This window comes from Photobacterium sp. DNB22_13_2 (assembly GCF_052873915.1).
Window position 1 is genome coordinate 302883 of the sequence record NZ_JBNNXU010000005.1, and the last position, 19044, is coordinate 321926.

The window sequence follows — 19044 nt, forward strand, 5'->3', positions numbered from 1 at the left end:
GCAAGTGTGATGGCTATCGCAGGGATTCGTCGCCAATATCTAGTTCGCCAGGTAGTTCATCATCCCAATTATCCAAGATAAATTGCCGTTTGCTATCGAGCCGTTGCCGAAGGGATTGGTTATTGTCTTCTGATTCTTTTAATTGGCGGACGAGTTCGAAAGCGATCGCTTCAAGATCTTCAAAGCTGAAATCATCGCCCTCGGTGTTGAGATAATTTTGTGGGCTGGTGGTTTCAAATTCAAACTGAGGAGCTGAAGGTGTCAGGGCTCGAAGGCGTCGCTCTTCCTGAATGTGTTCGAACAAGAAAAAGCCACTGATTACACATGTTATAAGTGCGCTGGCGGCAAATAAATTACGAAACTGCCCGCGCTCTTTGACTGCCATCAAGGTCAGCAAACCACACACAATGCATAGCAGTATGAGTACCATTCCTTTGTTGCCTCAATCGTTTACTGTTGGTGATTAGGTTATCAAAAACGAATGGTTAGTCACTATAAATATTCTGTTACCGAATGAGAATTGTGAGGTAGCGATGCCAATGAGTGTGTCATCGCTATCTTATTTCGGTTATGGCTGTAGTTGCTTGATTGCCGTTATCAGGGCATCTAACCCCGCTTCTACCTTACTCAACGAGCAACCGACATTTAAACGGATATAGCCTTTCCCTTCTTCGCCATAGGTATCACCGCGCATGATGGCGACCTTATGCTCATGAATAAGTATCTGCTGTAGGGCATCCATATTAATGTTCAGAGGGTTGAGATCAATCCAAGCCAAATAGGTGCCTTCTGGCACTTGGTAGTTAATTGCAGGAAATGCGGTGTTGAGTCTCTCCGCCACTGTTCTCAAGTTTTGTTGCAGGTACTCCTTGAGTGCATCTAACCATTCGTCACCTTGTTGGTAGGCGGCGATATGCGCGATCACCCCCAAGATAGAAGGGGATGATAATCCATGTGCTGCCTTGAGTTGCTTTAGGTACTGTTCTCGCGATACTGAATCGGGAATAAAGGCATAAGCACCAGTCAGGGCCGGAATGTTGAATGACTTCGAGCCTGAACTCACCAAAGCCCAATCTTTGTTGGTAGCCACTGCTGACCACGGTAGGTAGTGGGAATAGGCCATGTCCATATGAATATCATCGGAAATCACTTTAACGTCGTGGCGCTGGCAAATGTTTGCCATCCGCTCAAGCTCGTCGCGGCGCCATACTCGTCCTGTCGGGTTATGCGGGCTGCAAAGTAACAAGATTTTGCACTTTTTACGGGCAGCTTGTTGTTCAAATTGCTTCCAGTCTACGTCATACCCCATCGCGGTTTTGAGCAGCGGGCTTGGCAGCAATTGGCGCTGGTTGGCTTCAAACATATTTCCGAAAGCATCATAGGCCGGGGTATGGATCAGTACACCATCGCCTGGCTGACTCCAGTGGGTAATGAGCTGCGCAATAATGTAGATTACCGAAGGGCCATAGACGAGGGCCTCTTGGTCAAGCTCTGCCTGGTAGCGTTTGGTAAACCAGCCCGTAATAGCGTGCTTAAAGTCATCATGGTTCCAGCGGCTGTAACCCAATACGCCGTGAGTGAGGCGTTGCTGCAAGGCGTGCTGGATACAGGGTGCCGTTTCAAAATCCATATCAGAAATAGTGAATGGGAGGAGATCGGCTTCACCAAAACGATCTTGGACATAGTCCCATTGGGTACAGTAAGTGCCATAGCGGTTAACGGGAGTAGAGAAATCAAACATAAGTGCCTCGTAGAACAACGTATAAGGTTGTGCTCTTGCTTGAAAAGCACAGTCTTATACCAAGTGGGGAGCAGGCTCCCCACTGGAACAGGTCTTACTACTACTGGAGTGACAGGCAGTAACCACTGATGATTAAGCAGGCATCAGGCTTTGGATTTCATTTTTCACCAAATGAACCTGAGGGCCAATCACCACCTGTAGGTTATGGGCATCAAGCTTCACCACACCCAAAGCGCCGTTGGCTTTGAGCACCGCATCGTTAACCAGTGACATGTCTGTTACTGAAAGACGCAAGCGAGTGATGCAGTTGTCCAGTGACTCAATGTTATCGGCACCGCCAAGGGCTTCGAGGATGATGTCACCTTTGTAGCCAGTGGTTTTCTCACCAGTTACAGCTGCGGCAATTTGCTCGGCACTTTCTACTTCACGTCCCGGCGTTTTCAGGTTGAAGCGGGTAATAGCGAAGCGGAATACTGAGTAGTAAACCGCAAACCAGATCCCGGCCACAACAGGTACAAGATACCATTTGGTTGCCGTTCCCTGCAGGATACCGAAGATGAAGAAGTCGATGATATTACCGTCGGTATTTCCGATAGTGACATCCAGTAGGCCCATGATCATGAAGCCAAGGCCCGTTAATACAGCGTGGATCAGGTACAGAGCTGGTGCCACGAATAGGAACAGGAACTCAAGCGGCTCGGTGATACCACCGACCACACAGGCCACCACGCCCGATAGCAGCAGCGCTTTTACTTTGCCGCGATTTTCAGGGCGCGAGCAGTGGTACATCGCCAATGCAGCACCCGGCAAGCCACCAAGGAAGGCAGGCATCTTCCCCTGAGACAGGAAGGCGGTAGCAGAAGATGAGAAACTCTCAGTAGTTGAACAAGAAAGCTCAGAATAGAAGATATTCAGGGCGCCGCTAACAGTATTGCCACACACGTCCATGGTGCCGCCGGCTTCAGTAAAGCGGATCAAGGCAACAAGGATATGGTGTAGGCCAAAAGGAAGAAGCAGGCGTTCACCGGCACCGAACAAGAATGGACCAAATGGACCGGCGTGAGAAATCGCCGTACCGACACCGTTGATACCTGCTGCAAAGTAAGGCCAGATCAACGGAACGATAAGACCAACCACACCCAGCACTACAGTGGTGATGATAGGAACAAAGCGAGCGCCACCGAAGAAAGCCAGCGCATCAGGCATCTTATAGGTGTAGAAACGTGCATGCAACTTCGCCACGATAATACCGACAATCACCGCGCCTAAGATACCGGTGTCGATAGAATCGACACCAATGATTGATTTCACGCCGTAAGCGGCTTCTTGATCGGCATTACCGAGTACACCGGCTACAGTAAGGTAGAAGTTGATGGACAGGTTCAAAGCCGCGTAGCCAACGAAACCAGCAAAGGCGGCAACTCCTTTTTCTTCACGTGCTAGCCCAAGCGGGATGGCAACGGCGAACATGATTGGCAGGTAAATAAAGGCAACCAAACCGATTTTTGTCATCCACATGAACAGTAGTTGCAGTGGCATGAAATCCAAGAATGGAATGCTTTCTTTTACCGCGCTGCTCGACAGCGAGCTGCCGACACCGAGTAAAATACCCGAGAATGCCAGCAGGGCGACTGGTAGCATGAAGGTTTTTCCGAGGCTCTGGAAAAACTCCCATAAGGTTGTTTTCTTTGATGTATTGGACATAGTGGGTAACCCCTAACCTTATTATTGTCGTAGGTAGAGTTGATAAAACGTTTTATCAAACTTTTGAAAAAAAACGCTGAGGCAGAGCCATCTATGCTCATGCATCAACGTGTTGAATGTGTTCTCGCAAATAGGATAAAACGTTTTATCAGTTGATTTCGCTGGTTGGATCACGAAATCTGATCGGTTTTCCGCTAGTGATTTAAACTGTGATCGAGGTAAAAGTGTGAAAAGCTCGATAGAACGTTTTACTTGCATGTAATATCCTTGGTGTCTCGAAGACGGATACGTGCTGCTAATGAGCCAAAGAAAAGTAAAAATCACAGATGTTGCTGAATATGCAGGGGTGTCGGTATCGACTGTCTCGTTGGTGCTTGGTAATAAGGGGCGGATCTCCGAGGCGACGATTATCAAGGTTAATGATGCGATCAAGGCCTTGGGTTATGTGCGTAATAAGGCTGCCGCGAATTTACGCTCGAACCAATCCAACTTGGTCGGTTTGGTGTTGAAGGACATTACCGATCCCTTTTATACCGAGATCACCGCAGGTTTTAGCCAGATCCTCGAAAAGCATGGCTTCATGTTATTCCTGGCCCAGTGCGGCGATTCGCCTGAGCGATTGGAAGCATGCGTACAATCGATGCTTCAACAAGGCGTGGCCGGTGTGGCATTTAGCCCACTGAGAGGGGCGAGCCAGAGTGTGATTGATATGTTGGCGCAATCTGAAGTACCAGCGATTTGTGTCGCGCGGGCGACCGTCAATGATGATATCGACTACGTGGTGCCTGATAATACATTGGCCGCCAAGCGTGCTACCCAGCATTTGGTTGAACAGGGTCACAGGCATATTGCCTACGTCGGTGGGCAAGGGGACTCTCTTACTCGCGCAGAACGTATCGGCGGCTATTGCACGACCTTGATCCAGTATGGACTGCCGTTTAAAAGTGAATGGATTGTCGAATGCGAGGGCAGCCAAAAAGCGGCTGCCAATACGGTTCAAGAATTGCTGACCCAACATCCGAAGATCACCGCTATCTTGTGCCATCGGCCAGCTACCGCGTTGGGGGCCGTATATGGTGTCGAGCGAGCTAACCGTACCGTGGGACGTGATAACTATATCGGCCAGCAAGTCGCCCTAATTGGTTTTGATGATGTGGCTGAAGCAGAACTTACCCATCCACCGCTGACCTTTATGTCGTCAACGGCCAAAGATATTGGCGAACAAGCCGGTAAGCGACTTGTGCAAAAGATGAAAGCGAGTGATCAAGTTGCTGAGAAAGTTGTATTGGCGCCTGAACTGATTATCCGTGGCTCGGCGTAGATTGTGGTGCGATGTATCGCTATTACTTAATCTAGATTAAGTTTTGCCTTTGGGATCCTCGGTAATATCGGCCACCACTTTTTGTGTACCACACGATATTTGTAGAGGATTGGACTTGAGCACTTTGTTTACTGAAACCCGCATTGGCGGCATGACATTAAAGAACCGTTTCATGCGCAGTGCAACGTGGGAAAATATGGCGACAGAAGACGGCCATATGACGGATAAGCTTTACGCTATCTATGAAGAACTCGCGCAAGGTGAAGTCGGTTTGATCGTAACGGGTTATGCAAACATTGTAGAAGAAGAAAAGCCCAATGCAGGGATGATGGGGGTCTACAATGATTCCTTTATCGGTGAATACAAGAAACTGACCGAGTTGGTTCATCGCAATGACTCTAAAATTGTCATGCAGTTGGCCTACGGTGGCACTAAGACCACGTTTAACCTAGGCGAAAGGGTCATTTTCGCGCCAAGTGAAGTACCAGAGAAAGGTACCCAAACTCAGGGCAAAGCGATGACCAAGGAAGAAATTGATTATATCGTTAAGGCATTTGCCGAGGCGAGCTTGAGGGCCCAAAAGTCCGGCTTTGATGGCGTTGAAATCCATGCTGCCCATACTTATCTTATCAATCAGTTTCTAAGCCCATATTACAACCGTCGTGAAGATGAATACGGTGGTAGCCTAGAGAACCGCATGCGTTTTTTGATGGAGATCTACGTTGAAACCAGAAAGCTGGTGGGTAATGATTTTCCAATTCTCGTTAAATTAACGGCATCTGAATTCTTTGACGGCGGTCTAACTTTCGATGAAACTCGCATCATTTGCCGAAAACTGGAAGACGTCGGGGTTGATGCTATTATCATCTCTGGCAATATTCACGGCAAAGCAAACACCATGATCGGCCAGTCTTTTGATGGGCACACTCTTCAAGAGGAAGGTTACTTTCATGAATACGGTCACGCTATCAGCCAAGAAGTGAATGTACCGGTGATCACCGTGGGTGGTTTAACGGATATTGCGGCGATAGAAAAGATTGCAAATAACACCAATATTCAGTATTTCGCGCTTTCACGTCCTTTGCTTTCTGAGCCGCATTTGGTAAAGCGCTGGAAAGAAGGCGATAGATCACCGGTTGAGTGTGAACGTTGCTCGAAGTGCCGTACCAAGCGCGGAAACTTTTGTGTGGTGAATAAGGAAAGAAAGTCACAGCTCGCGCAAATGTAAATTTGGCACACTCCTGTTCCCATTGATGATTAAGCCAGCAAAATGTTGCTGGCTTTTTTGATCTGGTCTTTAGCCATGAAATACTGACATCATGATGACTTGATACGAGCAGGAATGATGTATTGATGACATTAGAACAAAGCATAGGAAACTCTTTTCTATTGTTGTGCTAACAATAGAAGAGGAGATAGTTAAGAGTAGTGATAGATGATAAAAACAAAAGTTAAAATATTTTCTGTGGCATTGGCCGCTGCTTTGCTTGGGGGCTGCGCCAGTTACGGCATTACAGAGCAAGATATGACCAATTACCTGCAAGATTCGGTCAGCCTTGATCAATCGGTCGGGGTTGAAAATGTCATGTATGCAGAGGTTGCGGTGGAAGATTTAGAGGTCAAAATTGGCCGTGCTGATGCCGACCGGGTGTCTGTGTTTGCCAGTACCAATGCACAAGTTCAGATGTTCAGTATGCAGAGTATGGGGCTAGATTTGGATGTCGAATTCAGTGCGAACCCTGAATATGACAAAGACAGTGGCGAAGTATATTTAAAATCCCTGCGTTTAGAGCGCTTTGATGAAAGTAGTAAACAGCTTACTCCAGAAGTCAAAAAACTCTTAAAGCCAGCGGTATCTATGATTGGTTACGCGCTATCAAAACAGCCGGTGTACAAGCTTGATAGTTCAACAGTGCAGGAAGCCTTAATCAAATCGGCCGAGCCAAACTTGGTTATCAAGAATAACAAGTTAGTGATAGAGCTGTTTGATTGACCTTAGCTTAGCGCTCTACGTCACAGTCAGAGGCATGAAAAGAAAGAAGGATTAGCGTAACAGCTAATCCTTTTTATTATTCCACTCTTGCGACAGCGGATAATTTCCTATTGTAGGGGTGAAATTATGCTGCAGTCAGTACTGTATTTGAATTACTTCACCAGAACATAGCCATTAGTGTCACGAACGCTATGACTATCATTGCAACCTTTGTCTAGACTTTCAGCCAAGCATTCTGTTGAACTCTGTAAATCAAGCTCATCACTATTACGAGACTTGATGTGAGTCGCAATAGCAGAACCAGCCAAAATCACCGATATAGCGACAATAGGTTTAACAAAACGCTGTGAAAATCCCATGTGTACCTTCCTTTATTATTTGAATCATTCAAATTTATTTTAGTTATATTATAAGACAAATCGATGGGCAGGCTTGAGATTGATCAATTTTTCTTATGCTAAGTGTTGTAGTGCTTCTAGGTGTTTATTTCTAAGGAAGGTGATTTTTAAGGGCTTTATTTTGCTTTTGGTATCTTTTGTAATTGTTGTGTCCTGCTGATAATGCAGAGTCTCTGCACTGTATTCTCGAACGTCCTGCTCTATCTGTTCTTCGAAGGCTACGTTTCATAACGGTAACGTTAGTTTTCTGTTTCATCGTGCAAGCAAAGATTGACCGAAAGCGATATATCGCTAAGATATCCGCACTGAAACATTCAATTTAAACCATTCAATAACGGAGGTGCACAAGATGACTAAGCTTACTAGCAAAAAAACTTGCGTCTTCGTTGCCAAAATTGCTTACCTCAAGCAACCCCAAGTCGCTTAGCGCAGGCAGTAGATAAACTTCAATTATTTACTGCCGAAGAATAAAGCGAGACCACCAATACAGATATACCCATGTTCGCCGTAATAACCTGCAGGTGCGGACGTTTGGTTGATGGTCTTGAATTGCTTTTTCGTCGGCTAACTGTTTTTTCTGTTTTAAAGAGAACTAAGCGATGACGAATAATAAACATTGGTCGAAAATGGAAATGCTCCATGCGACCGTCAAAAACCAAAATATTTCCATCAAAGGCACTCACAGTTACTACAGCGATGCTTACGACAATGGTTTCGAGCGTTCTGTCGTGCGTTACCTCCATGGCGATGAGCAAACTTGTCATCGTGAACCGCGCTGGGAAATCGATAAGCTGTATATTGGCGATTATGTCTGTATTGGCGCTGAAGCCGTGATACTGATGGGCGGTAACCATACCCATCGTGCTGATTGGTTTTCGCTCTACCCGTTTATGGACAAAATTGATGAAGCTTATCAGTCCAAGGGAGACACTCATCTTGGTGATGGCTGCTGGATAGGCATGCGTGCCATGATAATGCCGGGCGTAACTGTTGGTGAAGGGGCGATTGTTGCTGCCAATAGCGTGGTCACCAAAGATGTGGAGCCTTATGCGATTGTTGGTGGCAGTCCTGCGAAAGCTATTCGTAAACGCTTTACGCCTGAGAAGATAGAACGGCTGATTGCGTTGAAAATTTACGATTGGCCAGAGAGTAAGTTTGCCGCACTAAAAGATCTGATTTGTAGTGATGATCTTGATGCGCTGGAAAAAGCGCATTTTAAATACGATCAAGCATGATAATTAAGGAGCATAAGGGCTCCTTTTTTATTGCATTTAGGCTTTCTGGTTTTAGGTTTAATCGACTAGATGTCCCTGATTTTTATTGAATATATTTGTCTGAGGGCATAAATTGAAATTTAAACATTGAATGATTTAAGGTGCGGCTGTGCTAAATATGAAAGAGCTTCCCTCGATAAGGGCACTCAGAACCTTTATTGCAGTGGCAAACCATTTGAGTTTTTCGAAGGCGGCAAAAGAGCTTTCCCTCACCCAAGGGGCAGTCAGCAAGCAGATATCTCAGTTAGAGCAGCAGTTAGGGCTGCCACTGTTTGAACGCCACCTCAACGGGATTCGGCTATCGAGTGTGGGGTTGCGTTATTTACCACAAATTGCTGAAACCTTGGAAGCCTTACAAAACGCCACGGCCAGCTTACGCCAGCTCGATCAAGTTGACGAGGTGCTGACGGTGAATGTGACCCCATCCTTTGCTAGCCTTTGGTTGATCCCGCTCATTAACCGCTTTGCTGAAGCCTTTCCCAATATTCAGGTTCAGCTGAAAACGGGCGATGGGCCAGTGCAAGATATCAGCAATGAAAATGATATTGTTATTCGGTGTTTACCGCTGGCAAAATATTATGAAAACGCCACGTTGTTGTGCCGGGAAAACCTTCGCTTGATTGTCTCGGCTGAGTTACTTAGGAAAACGCCGATTCGATATAGCGATGATTTGGCAAAACATGTTTTTCTGCCCCAAGTGACCCGGCCTCAGTTGTGGGAGCAATTTAAAACCCACCAAAATATTGAATTCCCGATGGAATATCATGGGGTGGGGTTTGAGCACTTTTATATGTCTCTCGCGGCGGTGAGAAGTCAGCAGGGCTTGGCACTGCTGCCTGATTTTATGGTCGATGGCCTTATTGCTAGCAAGGAACTCTTTAATCCGCTTAACGCGATAATGGAAAGCCATTATGGCTATTATGTTATTGTTCCTCACTATAAACGGCACTCTCGGAAGGTCTGTGTTTTCAACCAGTGGCTTGGTGAGATGATGTCCAGTAGCCAAACGTATACTTCGTAGCGTTAATTTCCTTGTATCTCCTTATTCGTGATCTTATCAGCAAACATGAATCTTATTTGTGTTTACACTGCCTTTTGATTAATAAGTCGATATACGTGCTGTATTAATCAAAATAAATAGAATAAGTGAATAATATTTCATTCTTTTGATGGGTGGTTACACCATAGGAGAGATACGATGAATAAAATGTCTATTACGCTGTTAAGTGCTGCCGTGTTGTCCGCAATAAGCTTGAGTGCTAACGCTTGTACTGGCCTGATTGTCGGTAAAGGGGCGTCGGTTGATGGCAGTATCATGATTGCCCGTAATGAAGATTTTGGTATTAACAACTGGAATAAACACCTTGCCTATCGTCCACAGCAAATCAATGAAAATGGCGATTGGACCTTGGGTAATGGCTTGGTTGTGCCAATGCCAACACAATTTTATGCCTATTCGGCGATTCCGGATTGGGATGCGTTAACGGTCGATAAAGACGGCAAATATTACGAAGAGCGGGGTATAAACCAATATAACGTTGCGGTTTCTGCCACCACCAGTGCCGAGGTGAACGACAAAGCGGCGAAGGCTGATCCATTGGTAAAACCGGGGATCATTGAAGCGGTGATCCCAACACTTATTCTGCCGCAGGTGAAAACCGCGAAGGAAGGGGTAGAGTTGCTTGGCCAATACATTGAAGAGTACGGCGCAGGTGAAGGTAACAGCCTGTATATTGCGGATGTTAACGAGGCTTGGTTGTTCGAAATTGGTTCTGGCCATCATTGGATTGCGGTAAAAGTGCCGGATAACAGCTACGCAATGATTGCCAATGGATTGCGGATCCATGGTGTTGATCTGGATGCGAAAGGTGTGATGCACTCGACTGGGCTGTTGGATTTTGTTGAAGATAACCAACTGCTAGATAAGCCAGATTCACGTTCGTTCAACTTCGCCAAAGCCTTTGGTGTGATTGGCGATACCTATAATGTTGATCGCGAGTGGTTGGGGCAGGCGATGCTGACACCCTCACAGGTACAAGATGTCCGCGAGCAACAATACCCGCTGTTTATGAAGCCTGATGATAAGATCTCGGTACAGGATGTGGCCAGCGTGCTGGGCTCGACCTATGAGGGAACCAAGTTAGCTGACAAGGGCGAACGACCTATCCGCGTCGAACGTCAGCTTGAATCTCATATTATCCAGCTTCGTCCAGACATGCCGAAAGAATTCCAAGGTGTTATCTGGCAAAGCTACGGCGTGCTGTCTGAGTCGGTATTAGTCCCGTTGTACACTAGCCTGCAAGAATACCCAACGCCATACACCGTAGGGACCGATACTTACAGCGATGACTCGGCTTACTGGCAGTTCCGCAGCCTGACGGCGCTGGCAACGGCCAACCCAGATAAATACTTGCCGATGCTAAAAGAAACTTGGGATAAGGAAGAATCCAAACTGTATAAGCAGGTTAGCAATATGGATATGTTGCTAAAAGACATGTACAGCCAGGATAAGGCGACCGCAGTAGAAATGGCATCCGATTTCTCTTATGGTCAGCTCCAGCGAACATTGAGCATGGCAACGGAGATCCGCTATAAGATGATGACGGACATGACCAAGAGTACTGAGAAAAAATACAGCGAAGAAGAGTTCAAAAAGATCATGAGCCTCTGATTTCGTCAGCCAATATTCAGCCCATAAAAACAAAGAGCGCATATGCGCTCTTTGCTGTTATAGACAATATTGCAGTGTTAGCTTTGATTTTGCTTGTAATGTCGTGATTACATCAAGCCGACTTCTTTGTAGTATTTCGCAGCACCAGGATGAATAGGTGCTGACAGTCCGTCTCTGATCATCTCTTCTTTCTTCAAATGAGCAAAAGCTGGGTGAAGTTTCTTGAAGTCATCGAAGTTTTCAAATACGGACTTAACGATGTTGTACACCACGTCATCTGGCACAGAGGTAGAAGAAACAAATGTGGCACCGACACCAAAGGTGGTGACATCAATGGCGTTACCTTTGTACATACCGCCTGGTACTGTCGCAACGCGGTAGAAGCTATTGTCTTCAATCAGCTTATTTACTTTGTCTCCGGCAACGGTGATGATTTTGCTATCACAAGACGTGGTTGCTTCCTTGATTGCTCCACTCGGGTGACCCACGGTGTAGATCATGGCATCGATCTTGTTGTCACAAAGTGCTTTTGACTGCTCCGAGGCTTTTAACTCTGATGCCAGTTTAAAGTCCTCCATGGTCCAGTCATACCTTTCCATTAGTACTTCCATCGTACCGCGCTGACCTGAACCTGGGTTACCAATATTGACGCGTTTGCCCTTAAGATCTTCAAACGTTTTGATTCCAGAGTCGGCACGGGCAACGATAGTAAACGGTTCGGGATGGATGGAGAATACAGCGCGCAGATCTTTGAACGCACCATTATCGGCAAATTTACTGGTGCCGTTATAAGCATGATATTGCCAATCTGACTGGGCGATACCCAAATCGAGTTCACCCGCTCGAATGGTATTGATGTTGTAAATGGAGCCTCCAGTACTTTCTACCGAGCAGCGAATGTTGTGATCTTTTCTGTCTTTATTGACTAAGCGGCAAATGGCTCCGCCTGTTGGATAGTAAACCCCTGTCACCCCACCGGTTCCGATGGTGACAAAGCGGCTTTCAGCAACGGAAAATGAAGATGCACCGAGAAGCACTGCGGCACCGGTGACAGCAAAAAGTTTGTTGATAGATCCCATAGAAGTCCCTTCATAATGAGTTTTACGCAATAAAGCTAAGCCAATGGATACGGCGTCTGGCTAAGCCGTGAGGAGCTGGCGAAAATGGTTAGCATCAAGGGTGCCGAGGCCAAGGAGCTTGGCGGTATCGGCGATGTTAGCCACTTGTTCTGCGTTGCTTAAGGCTAATGTACCTTGATGATTAACATGGTTATTTTCAAAGCCAACTCGAATATCTCCACCCATAATCATAGACGCTGCTAGGCAAAGATGTTCATATTTTCCAAATGCACAGACTGCCCAGCGTCTGTCATGGTGAAACAGACGTTGCTGCAAAAAGGGAGGCAGGTCTTGCGGGGTGGCGGTTTGGAGCTTGTCGTAACGGCCCAGTACCAACAATATGTGATGATTGTGTCGGGGTAATATTCCTTGTTCTAGCAGCGAGAAATAACGTGTTAAATCCTGAGGGCTATAGAGAATATATTGTGCGATGCAGTCTTGTGCAGCGATGTTATGAAAGAACGTGCTGGCTTTATTTAGGTATGCAGCATCTTGAGCGTGGCCGTCAGGGAGCAACTCGCTTAAGGCAAAGGAAGCGGCTTCCGGTTTGACTTCATTGATTAGGGCCATTTGTTGTTCGGGGGAATATTGCCCGACGGCTTCGGTGGTCAGCTGAACAATAATGCTGTTTCCGACTTTCTCTTTGAGAGCATGGTATAAATGGAGGTTATCTTCGATCTCCAATGAGTGTTTCCCACGATTATCCCTAGCATGGAGATGCACCATGGCTGCACCGGCGTCCCGGCAGGCGATAACCTCATCAAGAATTTCCTGCTGTTTCATCGGCAAGGTTGGATGATCGGCTTTGGTTTTTCTTGCACCGTTAGGAGCCACAATAATGGCGGTTTGGCCGATAGTGAGTTTATTTTCCATCTGTTCAACTCCTGTGTTTTGATAACCCATAGCGATAGTTAACTGTTAATAACTACATCCATCTTGCCGAAGCGCTGAGTAGCGAGGTTTTTAATTTGCCAACCAACTCATCCAATTGGTGCTCTTCGATGATAAACGGTGGGGCTAACAAAATATGGTGGCCGGCTTTGCCGTTAATAGTCCCTGTCATGGGGTAGCACATCAGGCCGTTTTTCATCGCTTCTGATTTAATGGCTTTATGGGCCTGTGTATTATTAGGAAGCGGTGTCTTCGACAGTTTATTGCTGACCAACTCAATACCGATAAATAACCCTTTGCCACGAATATCTCCGATATAAGGCAGTGGTCCCAGTGCCTCGTTGAGCTTTGACATCAGTTGCTCGCCACGTCGTTTAACGACACTGAGCAGGTCGTCTTCGATAATGGTGTCGATAGTTGCTAGGGCTGCTGCACATGCCATCGGATGACACATAAAGGTGTGGCCATGCTGGAAGAAGCCTGAACCCTCGGCGATCGCCGTGTAGATTTTGTCGTGGACGATGGCTGCACCTATCGGTTGGTAGCCGGCGCCGAGTCCTTTAGCGACAGTGACAATATCAGGCACAATACCTTCTTGCTCGAACGCAAAGAAACTGCCGGTACGACCAATACCGCACATGACTTCATCCAGGATCAGTAACACATCATATTTATCGCATACTTCTCTGATCCTTTTAAAATACCCTTCGGTGGCTGGCAGTGCCCCTGCGGTAGCACCGACAACGGGTTCAGCAATGAATGCCATGACGTTATCTGCACCAAGCTCAAGGATCTTTTGTTCTAATTCATCTGCGATACGATAGCTATAGGCGAGTTCTGACTCTTCCTTTTGTTGATCGCGATAGGCATAGCAGGGGGCAATATGGTGTGCCGCTGAGAGTATCGGTCTGAAAGGCTCACGTCGCCATTCATTGCCACCGACCGAGAGTGCGCCCAAGGTATTGCCATGGTAACTTTGCCGCCGGGCAATGAATTGGCTCTTTTGTGGTTTCCCCTTTTCGACGAAGTATTGACGGGCCATTTTCAATGCGGCTTCAACAGCTTCGGAGCCGCCACTGACAAAATAGGTATGGTTTAAAGCGTCTGGTGCAAGTTCAGCTAATCGTGTTGCTAACCGCTCACTGTTATCGCTGGTGAAAAAGCCGGTGTGGGCATAGGGAATACTCTCAAGCTGTTTGGCAATAGCGACTTTTACTCGCTGATGGTTGTGGCCTAAGTTCGATACGGCAGCACCGCCACAGCCGTCGAGGTATTGCTTCCCTTCGCTGTCAGTAAGGTATATCCCATCACCACTGACAACGGTCGGTAGCTGGGCATGGCAGTGACGATGGAAAACGTGGCTCATTATTCGATCCCTTATGTATTTTGCTTGTTTGATTGTTGAGCTAAACAGGAAGACGAACAAACGAATAAAATTACAGGGGTATGAGGAAAAGGAATAGGGCGCGGAATGTATCCTTTGGCCGGTAAGCGTTGAGTGACTCGCTACCGGCCTTTTTTGTTTTAAGCGATCTCTAGTGCTTTATCCTGTGAGATAAAGGATAGATCGAGGCTTTTCGCCACACTTTCATTGGTAACCTTGCCATGGATGACATTCAGACCATTCTTGAGGTGCAGATCGGCCTGCAAAGCGCGTTTGTAGCCAAGGTTTGCCAAGCGGAGGATGTATGGCAGGGTGGCATTGTTGAGGGCGAAAGCAGAAGTCCGGGCCAAGGCGCCGGGCATGTTACCGACACAATAGTGCACTACATCATCGACAATATAGGTTGGCGCATCATGGGTGGTGACTTTTGACGTTGCAAAACAGCCACCCTGATCGATGGCGACATCAACCACCGCAGAGCCTGGGCGCATAGCTTGTATCATCGCTTCACTGACCAGTTTCGGTGCCGCAGCCCCTGGGATTAACACGCCGCCAATCACTAAATCTGCGCCGACAACCGCGTCTTCAAGATTTTGTTGGTTGGAATAGACGGTTTTTACACTAGCCCCGAATTGAGCATTGAGTTTACGCAGGGTATCAATATTGTTATCCAGAATAGTCGTTTCAGCGCCTAGCCCAACGGCCATCTGTGCGGCATTAGAACCCACCACACCACCGCCAATAATACTCACTTTTGCCGGGGCGACACCCGCAACCCCGCCCAGCAATAGCCCCACACCACCTTGGGATTTTTCTAGGCAAGCGGCACCAGCTTGTATCGACATCCGTCCTGCCACTTCCGACATAGGTGCCAGCAACGGTAGGCTGTTATTAGGTCCGGTGACGGTTTCATAGGCAATACACACCGCTTCACTGGCAAGCAGATCTTCGGTTTGTGCCATATCGGGTGCAAGGTGAAGGTAGGTGAAGAGGAGCTGTCCGGCACGCAGCTTGGCGCGTTCTATCGCCAAAGGCTCTTTGACCTTGACGATCATGTCTGCCGTTGCAAAAACCGCATCGGCGTCAGGCAAAATTTCAGCGCCGGCCTGACGGTATTCTGCATCACTGCACCCGATACCAACTCCAGCAGTGGTTTCTATATACACGGTGTGGCCTTGGGCACAGACTTCACGGACGCTGGCTGGGGTCATGCCAACGCGGTATTCATGGACCTTAATTTCCTTAGGTACGCCAATTTTCATAGTTAACTCCTTTTATACAATGTCGAATTTATCTTGTTTGATCACCTTGAAGTTGTCCCATGCTTGCGAGGTCGGCATCACTTCAAGGCTGTTGATGTTGATATGGGCTGGTTGCTCGGCGATCCAGCCAATGATCTCTGCAATATCTTCTGGTTGCAGAGGGTTAGCTTGTTCATAAATAGCGTTGTACTTGCCTTGGTCACCCTCGAACCGGATTAAGCTGAACTCACTTTCTGACAGACCGGGTTCAAGGCTAGTAACACGCACCCCGGTGCCTGCAAAGTCACTGCGCAAGTTGCGGCTGAACTGCGCAACAAAGGCTTTGCTGGCACCATAGACATGGCTGCCAGGGTAGGCCCAGTTGGCAGCAATACTGGCGAGGTTGATGATGCTGGCTTTGGTTTGTTGCTTAAGAATTGGGAGCAAGGCATGGGTCACGTTGACTAAGCCTGTCACATTGGTATCGATCATGGTGTGCCAGTCGCTCAATTTGGCTTGGTCTGCGGGTGAGGCTCCAAGTGCAAGGCCGGCGTTATTGACCAAGACTTCGATTTGGCGAAATGCTGACGGTAAGTCGGTAATGACCTGCTGAACTTGCTGGGCATCCCTCACATCCATCTGAGCATGGTAAACACTTGTGTATTCTGACAACTCATCAGTGAGAGTGCGTAAGCGTTCTTCGCGGCGGCCTGTAATGATCAGGGCGTAACCTTGGCGAGCAAAATGCCTGGCAGTGGCAAGCCCGAACCCGGACGTAGCACCAGTAATGAAGACGGTTGGTTGAGCCATGGTTAATCTCCTTATTAATCCCAAAGCAGCGGTAAAAATTGTCTGGTAATGGCACGAATTAACAACCAGCCAGAGAGTAACAGCAGTAAGTAATAAGCGCCGTGATGGACAATCGCGATATGTTTACGGCGGAAAAGGTATTGGCCTGCGCTAACCCCCACAACGGCAAGCAGGCCGGTGAAAAGTGGAGCCTCTGGTAGCAAATAAAACTGTTTCTCGACGGCATAGCCCAAGCTAACGGCAAGGCAGGTCGTGAGAAAAAAATAACTAATCAAGGTATCGCGCTGTTGGCTAAAGGGCAGCCCGCTATAGCGTAGATGGATCACCACCGGTGCGCCGCCTGCGGATACCGCGCTGGTTGTCCAGCCTGACATGATGCCGCAAAGTTCTGGAGAGGCGAGGGCTTTACGTGCGATTGCATGATTGAATTTAGGTAGTAATGCCATGGCAAGGACTGTCGCAGGCACCAGTAGTTTCAGGCCTGTTTCCGGCAGCCAGTGCAGTAGTGCAAGGCCGACTGGAACACCCGCAAATGTCGCCAGTAATATCCGGCGTAAGGCGCGAAAATCGGTACGATCCCAGCTGCTAGCCACCAGTGGTAGGCTGATGAGTAAATCAAGTAACAAGACTGCTGGAACGGTCTCGGCGACGGGGTAGCGTAGGGTCAGTACTAAAATCGCAATTGCAGAAAAACCGAATCCGGTATAGCCGCGGACGAAAGCAGCAAAAAACAGCGTTGCGGGTATTACAATAGAGATAATCACACTGCCTTCCTTGGTCTGTGCCGTTGAAACATAGCACTAGGTTACGGTTTGGCAGTGTGGTTGATTAGAGCCAGTTCAGTATTTTTGTTGGGACAGTGCATCAAGGATTTCGGCCAATTTGTGTATCCCTTGTTGTATTTTTTGCTCGGGGATAGCAAAGAACCCTAACCGCACATAACTTTGGGTTTGTTGGTTCGGTGAAGCAAAATGGACATCTCCAGCTTCTATCAGTATCCCAGCTTGTTTGGCGTGATGCTGTAGCTCCTTGCTCGAAATACCTGATGGTAGGGCTAACCAAAAAGCGCTGCCACCCAAGGTGCTATTGGTCATGCAATGAGGCAGGTAGGTCTCAAGGCTGTGTCGCATGATCTGCCATTTCTCGGCATAGTGACTGCGCAGTTTGCGCAGGTATGTATCGTAATACCCCATAGAGATAAACAGTGCGCAGGTTCGTTGGTTGTTCGCAGGTGGATGGCGATACATTAATCGCCGGAGTTGTCTGGCTGCGGTGATCAGAGCCTCATCGGCAACCATGAAGCCAACCCGTAAGCCGGGGGAAAGGGATTTCGACAAACTGCCGACATAGATCACCCGGTTGTGGTGGTCGAGGCTTTTAAGCGAAGGTTGGGGCTGGGCGGTTAAATTGACCTCGCTGTCATAATCATCTTCGATGATGACAAAATCGTGTTCTTCGGCAGCATCAAGCAAGGCTTGGCGGCGTGGCATAGACATCGTGACGTTGGTCGGCACCTGATGGCTGGGAGTTGTATAGACATAGTCGCAGCCATATAAGACTGGATTGATGGTAAGGCCTTGTAGGTCGACCGATAAAGGCTGTATTTGTGCACCATGGCTGGAAAATATATTGCGCGCATCAGGGTAGCCAGGATCTTCAACACCAACAGACGTTTCCTTTCCGGTCAGCAGTTTTGCTAACAAATAAAGTGAGTTTTGGGTGCCTATAGTGATCAGGATTTGCTCCGGTTTGGCATGAATCCCCCTTTTGCTGAGTACATTGTTCTGTAGCTGCTTAATCAAGGCTGGATCATCGCAATCGACGGAATCTGAGACCCAGTCTTTGATCACACTGGCTCGTTGGGCTAGTCGTCCACATTCGCGCCAATGGTTGAGCGGAAAAAGTGAGTGATCGGGCTGGCCAAAAATGAAAGGGTACGGATAGCGTTGCCAATCACTCGGCTTCTCTATATTACGCTGTTGAGCCACATCCGTTTTGAACCGTTTGCGCCAAAACTGTGCAGGTTTTGTGCTGCCGTTGGGCGTGATGTCATCAGGCATTACAGATTGGTGTGAGGCCGTAGGGTTGACGTAATAACCACTGCGTTGGTGAGAGAGAAGATACCCTTCGTCGACTAAGCGGTCGTACACCAAGACAACCGTATTGCGTGATACCCGCAGCATCGAAGCCAGCTTACGACAGGATGGCAGTGCCTTGTCAGAAAATAGTCCGTTACCGATTTTCTCTAATAAGTGCTCGCGTATCTGTTCTTGAAGACTGCGTTCCGGTGAAAATTGAATGTGAATAAGGTGCTCGTTTTTCATCGCAGGATCCTTTGCGTCTAAAACATCGATAGTCTTTTATGCAAGGTATTCAGCAGGATATGTGCCATGTTGAGTAGCAAGATGAAAAGCTGTGCCCACAAAAAGTTATAACTGGCGCTATGGCGTGTTGGGTGGCTTGCCTATGGTGGGGGAAAAGTAATGACAGGGAGTGAC

General features: G+C 47.6%; 17 protein-coding genes. 6 read left to right on the forward strand and 11 right to left on the reverse strand.

The annotated features are described in order from the left end of the window. Positions 1 to 13: 13 nt before the first annotated feature. The 3 genes from ACVA58_RS10525 to malX form a co-directional block, all read right to left on the reverse strand. Positions 14 to 430, reverse strand: coding sequence for a hypothetical protein (locus ACVA58_RS10525; RefSeq protein ID WP_446510396.1), 417 nt, complete (start codon positions 428 to 430; stop codon positions 14 to 16). A 138-nt stretch (positions 431 to 568) separates the two neighbouring features. Then, positions 569 to 1741 carry a MalY/PatB family protein gene (locus ACVA58_RS10530; RefSeq protein ID WP_446510397.1) on the reverse strand — a complete coding sequence of 391 codons (1173 nt, stop codon included), beginning with the start codon at positions 1739 to 1741 and terminating at the stop codon, positions 569 to 571. Between the two features lie 132 nt (positions 1742 to 1873). Then, a complete protein-coding gene (malX, locus tag ACVA58_RS10535; protein ID WP_446510398.1) occupies positions 1874 to 3445 on the reverse strand; it encodes a maltose/glucose-specific PTS transporter subunit IIBC in 1572 nt (523 codons plus the stop codon). Between the two features lie 298 nt (positions 3446 to 3743). Between malX and malI the strand changes: the two genes are divergently transcribed. From malI to ACVA58_RS10550, 3 genes are all read left to right on the forward strand, one after another. Further along, complete coding sequence (gene malI, locus ACVA58_RS10540) at positions 3744 to 4766, forward strand: Mal regulon transcriptional regulator MalI (RefSeq protein ID WP_446510399.1); 1023 nt, start codon at positions 3744 to 3746, stop codon at positions 4764 to 4766. Positions 4767 to 4881: 115 nt separating this feature from the next. After that, complete coding sequence (locus ACVA58_RS10545) at positions 4882 to 5994, forward strand: NADH:flavin oxidoreductase (RefSeq protein WP_446510400.1); 1113 nt, start codon at positions 4882 to 4884, stop codon at positions 5992 to 5994. Positions 5995 to 6201: 207 nt separating this feature from the next. Continuing rightward, positions 6202 to 6759: a DUF1439 domain-containing protein gene (locus ACVA58_RS10550; RefSeq protein WP_446510401.1), complete on the forward strand. Its 558-nt coding sequence runs from the start codon at positions 6202 to 6204 to the stop codon at positions 6757 to 6759. A gap of 152 nt (positions 6760 to 6911) precedes the next feature. Here ACVA58_RS10550 and ACVA58_RS10555 read toward each other — a convergent pair whose 3' ends face one another. Further along, a complete protein-coding gene (locus tag ACVA58_RS10555) occupies positions 6912 to 7118 on the reverse strand; it encodes a hypothetical protein (protein ID WP_446510402.1) in 207 nt (68 codons plus the stop codon). Positions 7119 to 7756: 638 nt separating this feature from the next. On the opposite strand from ACVA58_RS10555, the gene ACVA58_RS10560 reads away from it, so the two are divergent. The 3 genes from ACVA58_RS10560 to ACVA58_RS10570 all read left to right on the forward strand — a co-directional run bounded on the left by ACVA58_RS10560 (position 7757) and on the right by ACVA58_RS10570 (position 11102). Continuing rightward, on the forward strand, positions 7757 to 8392 hold the full coding sequence (locus ACVA58_RS10560) for a CatB-related O-acetyltransferase (protein ID WP_446510403.1): 636 nt from the start codon (positions 7757 to 7759) through the stop codon (positions 8390 to 8392). Positions 8393 to 8540: 148 nt separating this feature from the next. Next, a complete protein-coding gene (locus ACVA58_RS10565) occupies positions 8541 to 9452 on the forward strand; it encodes a LysR substrate-binding domain-containing protein (RefSeq protein WP_446510404.1) in 912 nt (303 codons plus the stop codon). A 177-nt stretch (positions 9453 to 9629) separates the two neighbouring features. Then, on the forward strand, positions 9630 to 11102 hold the full coding sequence (locus ACVA58_RS10570; RefSeq protein WP_446510405.1) for a C69 family dipeptidase: 1473 nt from the start codon (positions 9630 to 9632) through the stop codon (positions 11100 to 11102). A 107-nt stretch (positions 11103 to 11209) separates the two neighbouring features. On the opposite strand, the gene ACVA58_RS10575 is transcribed toward ACVA58_RS10570, so the two are convergent. The 7 genes from ACVA58_RS10575 to pdxR all read right to left on the reverse strand — a co-directional run bounded on the left by ACVA58_RS10575 (position 11210) and on the right by pdxR (position 18870). Beyond that, complete coding sequence (locus ACVA58_RS10575; RefSeq protein ID WP_446510406.1) at positions 11210 to 12181, reverse strand: TAXI family TRAP transporter solute-binding subunit; 972 nt, start codon at positions 12179 to 12181, stop codon at positions 11210 to 11212. A 60-nt stretch (positions 12182 to 12241) separates the two neighbouring features. Further along, complete coding sequence (locus tag ACVA58_RS10580) at positions 12242 to 13093, reverse strand: 3-keto-5-aminohexanoate cleavage protein (protein ID WP_446510407.1); 852 nt, start codon at positions 13091 to 13093, stop codon at positions 12242 to 12244. A 52-nt stretch (positions 13094 to 13145) separates the two neighbouring features. Then, a complete protein-coding gene (locus ACVA58_RS10585) occupies positions 13146 to 14477 on the reverse strand; it encodes an aspartate aminotransferase family protein (protein WP_446510408.1) in 1332 nt (443 codons plus the stop codon). A 158-nt stretch (positions 14478 to 14635) separates the two neighbouring features. Beyond that, a complete protein-coding gene (gene ald, locus ACVA58_RS10590) occupies positions 14636 to 15757 on the reverse strand; it encodes an alanine dehydrogenase (RefSeq protein WP_446510409.1) in 1122 nt (373 codons plus the stop codon). A 12-nt stretch (positions 15758 to 15769) separates the two neighbouring features. Then, positions 15770 to 16546, reverse strand: coding sequence for an SDR family NAD(P)-dependent oxidoreductase (locus tag ACVA58_RS10595; protein ID WP_446510410.1), 777 nt, complete (start codon positions 16544 to 16546; stop codon positions 15770 to 15772). Positions 16547 to 16560: 14 nt separating this feature from the next. Then, positions 16561 to 17310, reverse strand: a complete 750-nt coding sequence (locus ACVA58_RS10600; protein ID WP_446510411.1) for a TSUP family transporter — start codon at positions 17308 to 17310, stop codon at positions 16561 to 16563. 75 nt (positions 17311 to 17385) lie between these two features. Further along, positions 17386 to 18870 carry a MocR-like pyridoxine biosynthesis transcription factor PdxR gene (pdxR, locus tag ACVA58_RS10605; protein WP_446510412.1) on the reverse strand — a complete coding sequence of 495 codons (1485 nt, stop codon included), beginning with the start codon at positions 18868 to 18870 and terminating at the stop codon, positions 17386 to 17388. Between the last annotated feature and the right edge of the window lie 174 nt (positions 18871 to 19044).

What these genes read in the sequence shown, in the direction of transcription:
- ACVA58_RS10525 (WP_446510396.1), bottom strand. Translation starts at nt 430, where the DNA reads ATGGTACTCATACTGCTATGCATTGTGTGTGGTTTGCTGACCTTGATG.
- ACVA58_RS10530 (WP_446510397.1), bottom strand. Translation starts at nt 1,741, where the DNA reads ATGTTTGATTTCTCTACTCCCGTTAACCGCTATGGCACTTACTGTACC.
- malX (WP_446510398.1), bottom strand. Translation starts at nt 3,445, where the DNA reads ATGTCCAATACATCAAAGAAAACAACCTTATGGGAGTTTTTCCAGAGC.
- malI (WP_446510399.1), top strand. Translation starts at nt 3,744, where the DNA reads ATGAGCCAAAGAAAAGTAAAAATCACAGATGTTGCTGAATATGCAGGG.
- ACVA58_RS10550 (WP_446510401.1), top strand. Translation starts at nt 6,202, where the DNA reads ATGATAAAAACAAAAGTTAAAATATTTTCTGTGGCATTGGCCGCTGCT.
- ACVA58_RS10555 (WP_446510402.1), bottom strand. Translation starts at nt 7,118, where the DNA reads ATGGGATTTTCACAGCGTTTTGTTAAACCTATTGTCGCTATATCGGTG.
- ACVA58_RS10560 (WP_446510403.1), top strand. Translation starts at nt 7,757, where the DNA reads ATGACGAATAATAAACATTGGTCGAAAATGGAAATGCTCCATGCGACC.
- ACVA58_RS10570 (WP_446510405.1), top strand. Translation starts at nt 9,630, where the DNA reads ATGAATAAAATGTCTATTACGCTGTTAAGTGCTGCCGTGTTGTCCGCA.
- ACVA58_RS10575 (WP_446510406.1), bottom strand. Translation starts at nt 12,181, where the DNA reads ATGGGATCTATCAACAAACTTTTTGCTGTCACCGGTGCCGCAGTGCTT.
- ACVA58_RS10580 (WP_446510407.1), bottom strand. Translation starts at nt 13,093, where the DNA reads ATGGAAAATAAACTCACTATCGGCCAAACCGCCATTATTGTGGCTCCT.
- ACVA58_RS10585 (WP_446510408.1), bottom strand. Translation starts at nt 14,477, where the DNA reads ATGAGCCACGTTTTCCATCGTCACTGCCATGCCCAGCTACCGACCGTT.
- ald (WP_446510409.1), bottom strand. Translation starts at nt 15,757, where the DNA reads ATGAAAATTGGCGTACCTAAGGAAATTAAGGTCCATGAATACCGCGTT.
- ACVA58_RS10595 (WP_446510410.1), bottom strand. Translation starts at nt 16,546, where the DNA reads ATGGCTCAACCAACCGTCTTCATTACTGGTGCTACGTCCGGGTTCGGG.
- pdxR (WP_446510412.1), bottom strand. Translation starts at nt 18,870, where the DNA reads ATGAAAAACGAGCACCTTATTCACATTCAATTTTCACCGGAACGCAGT.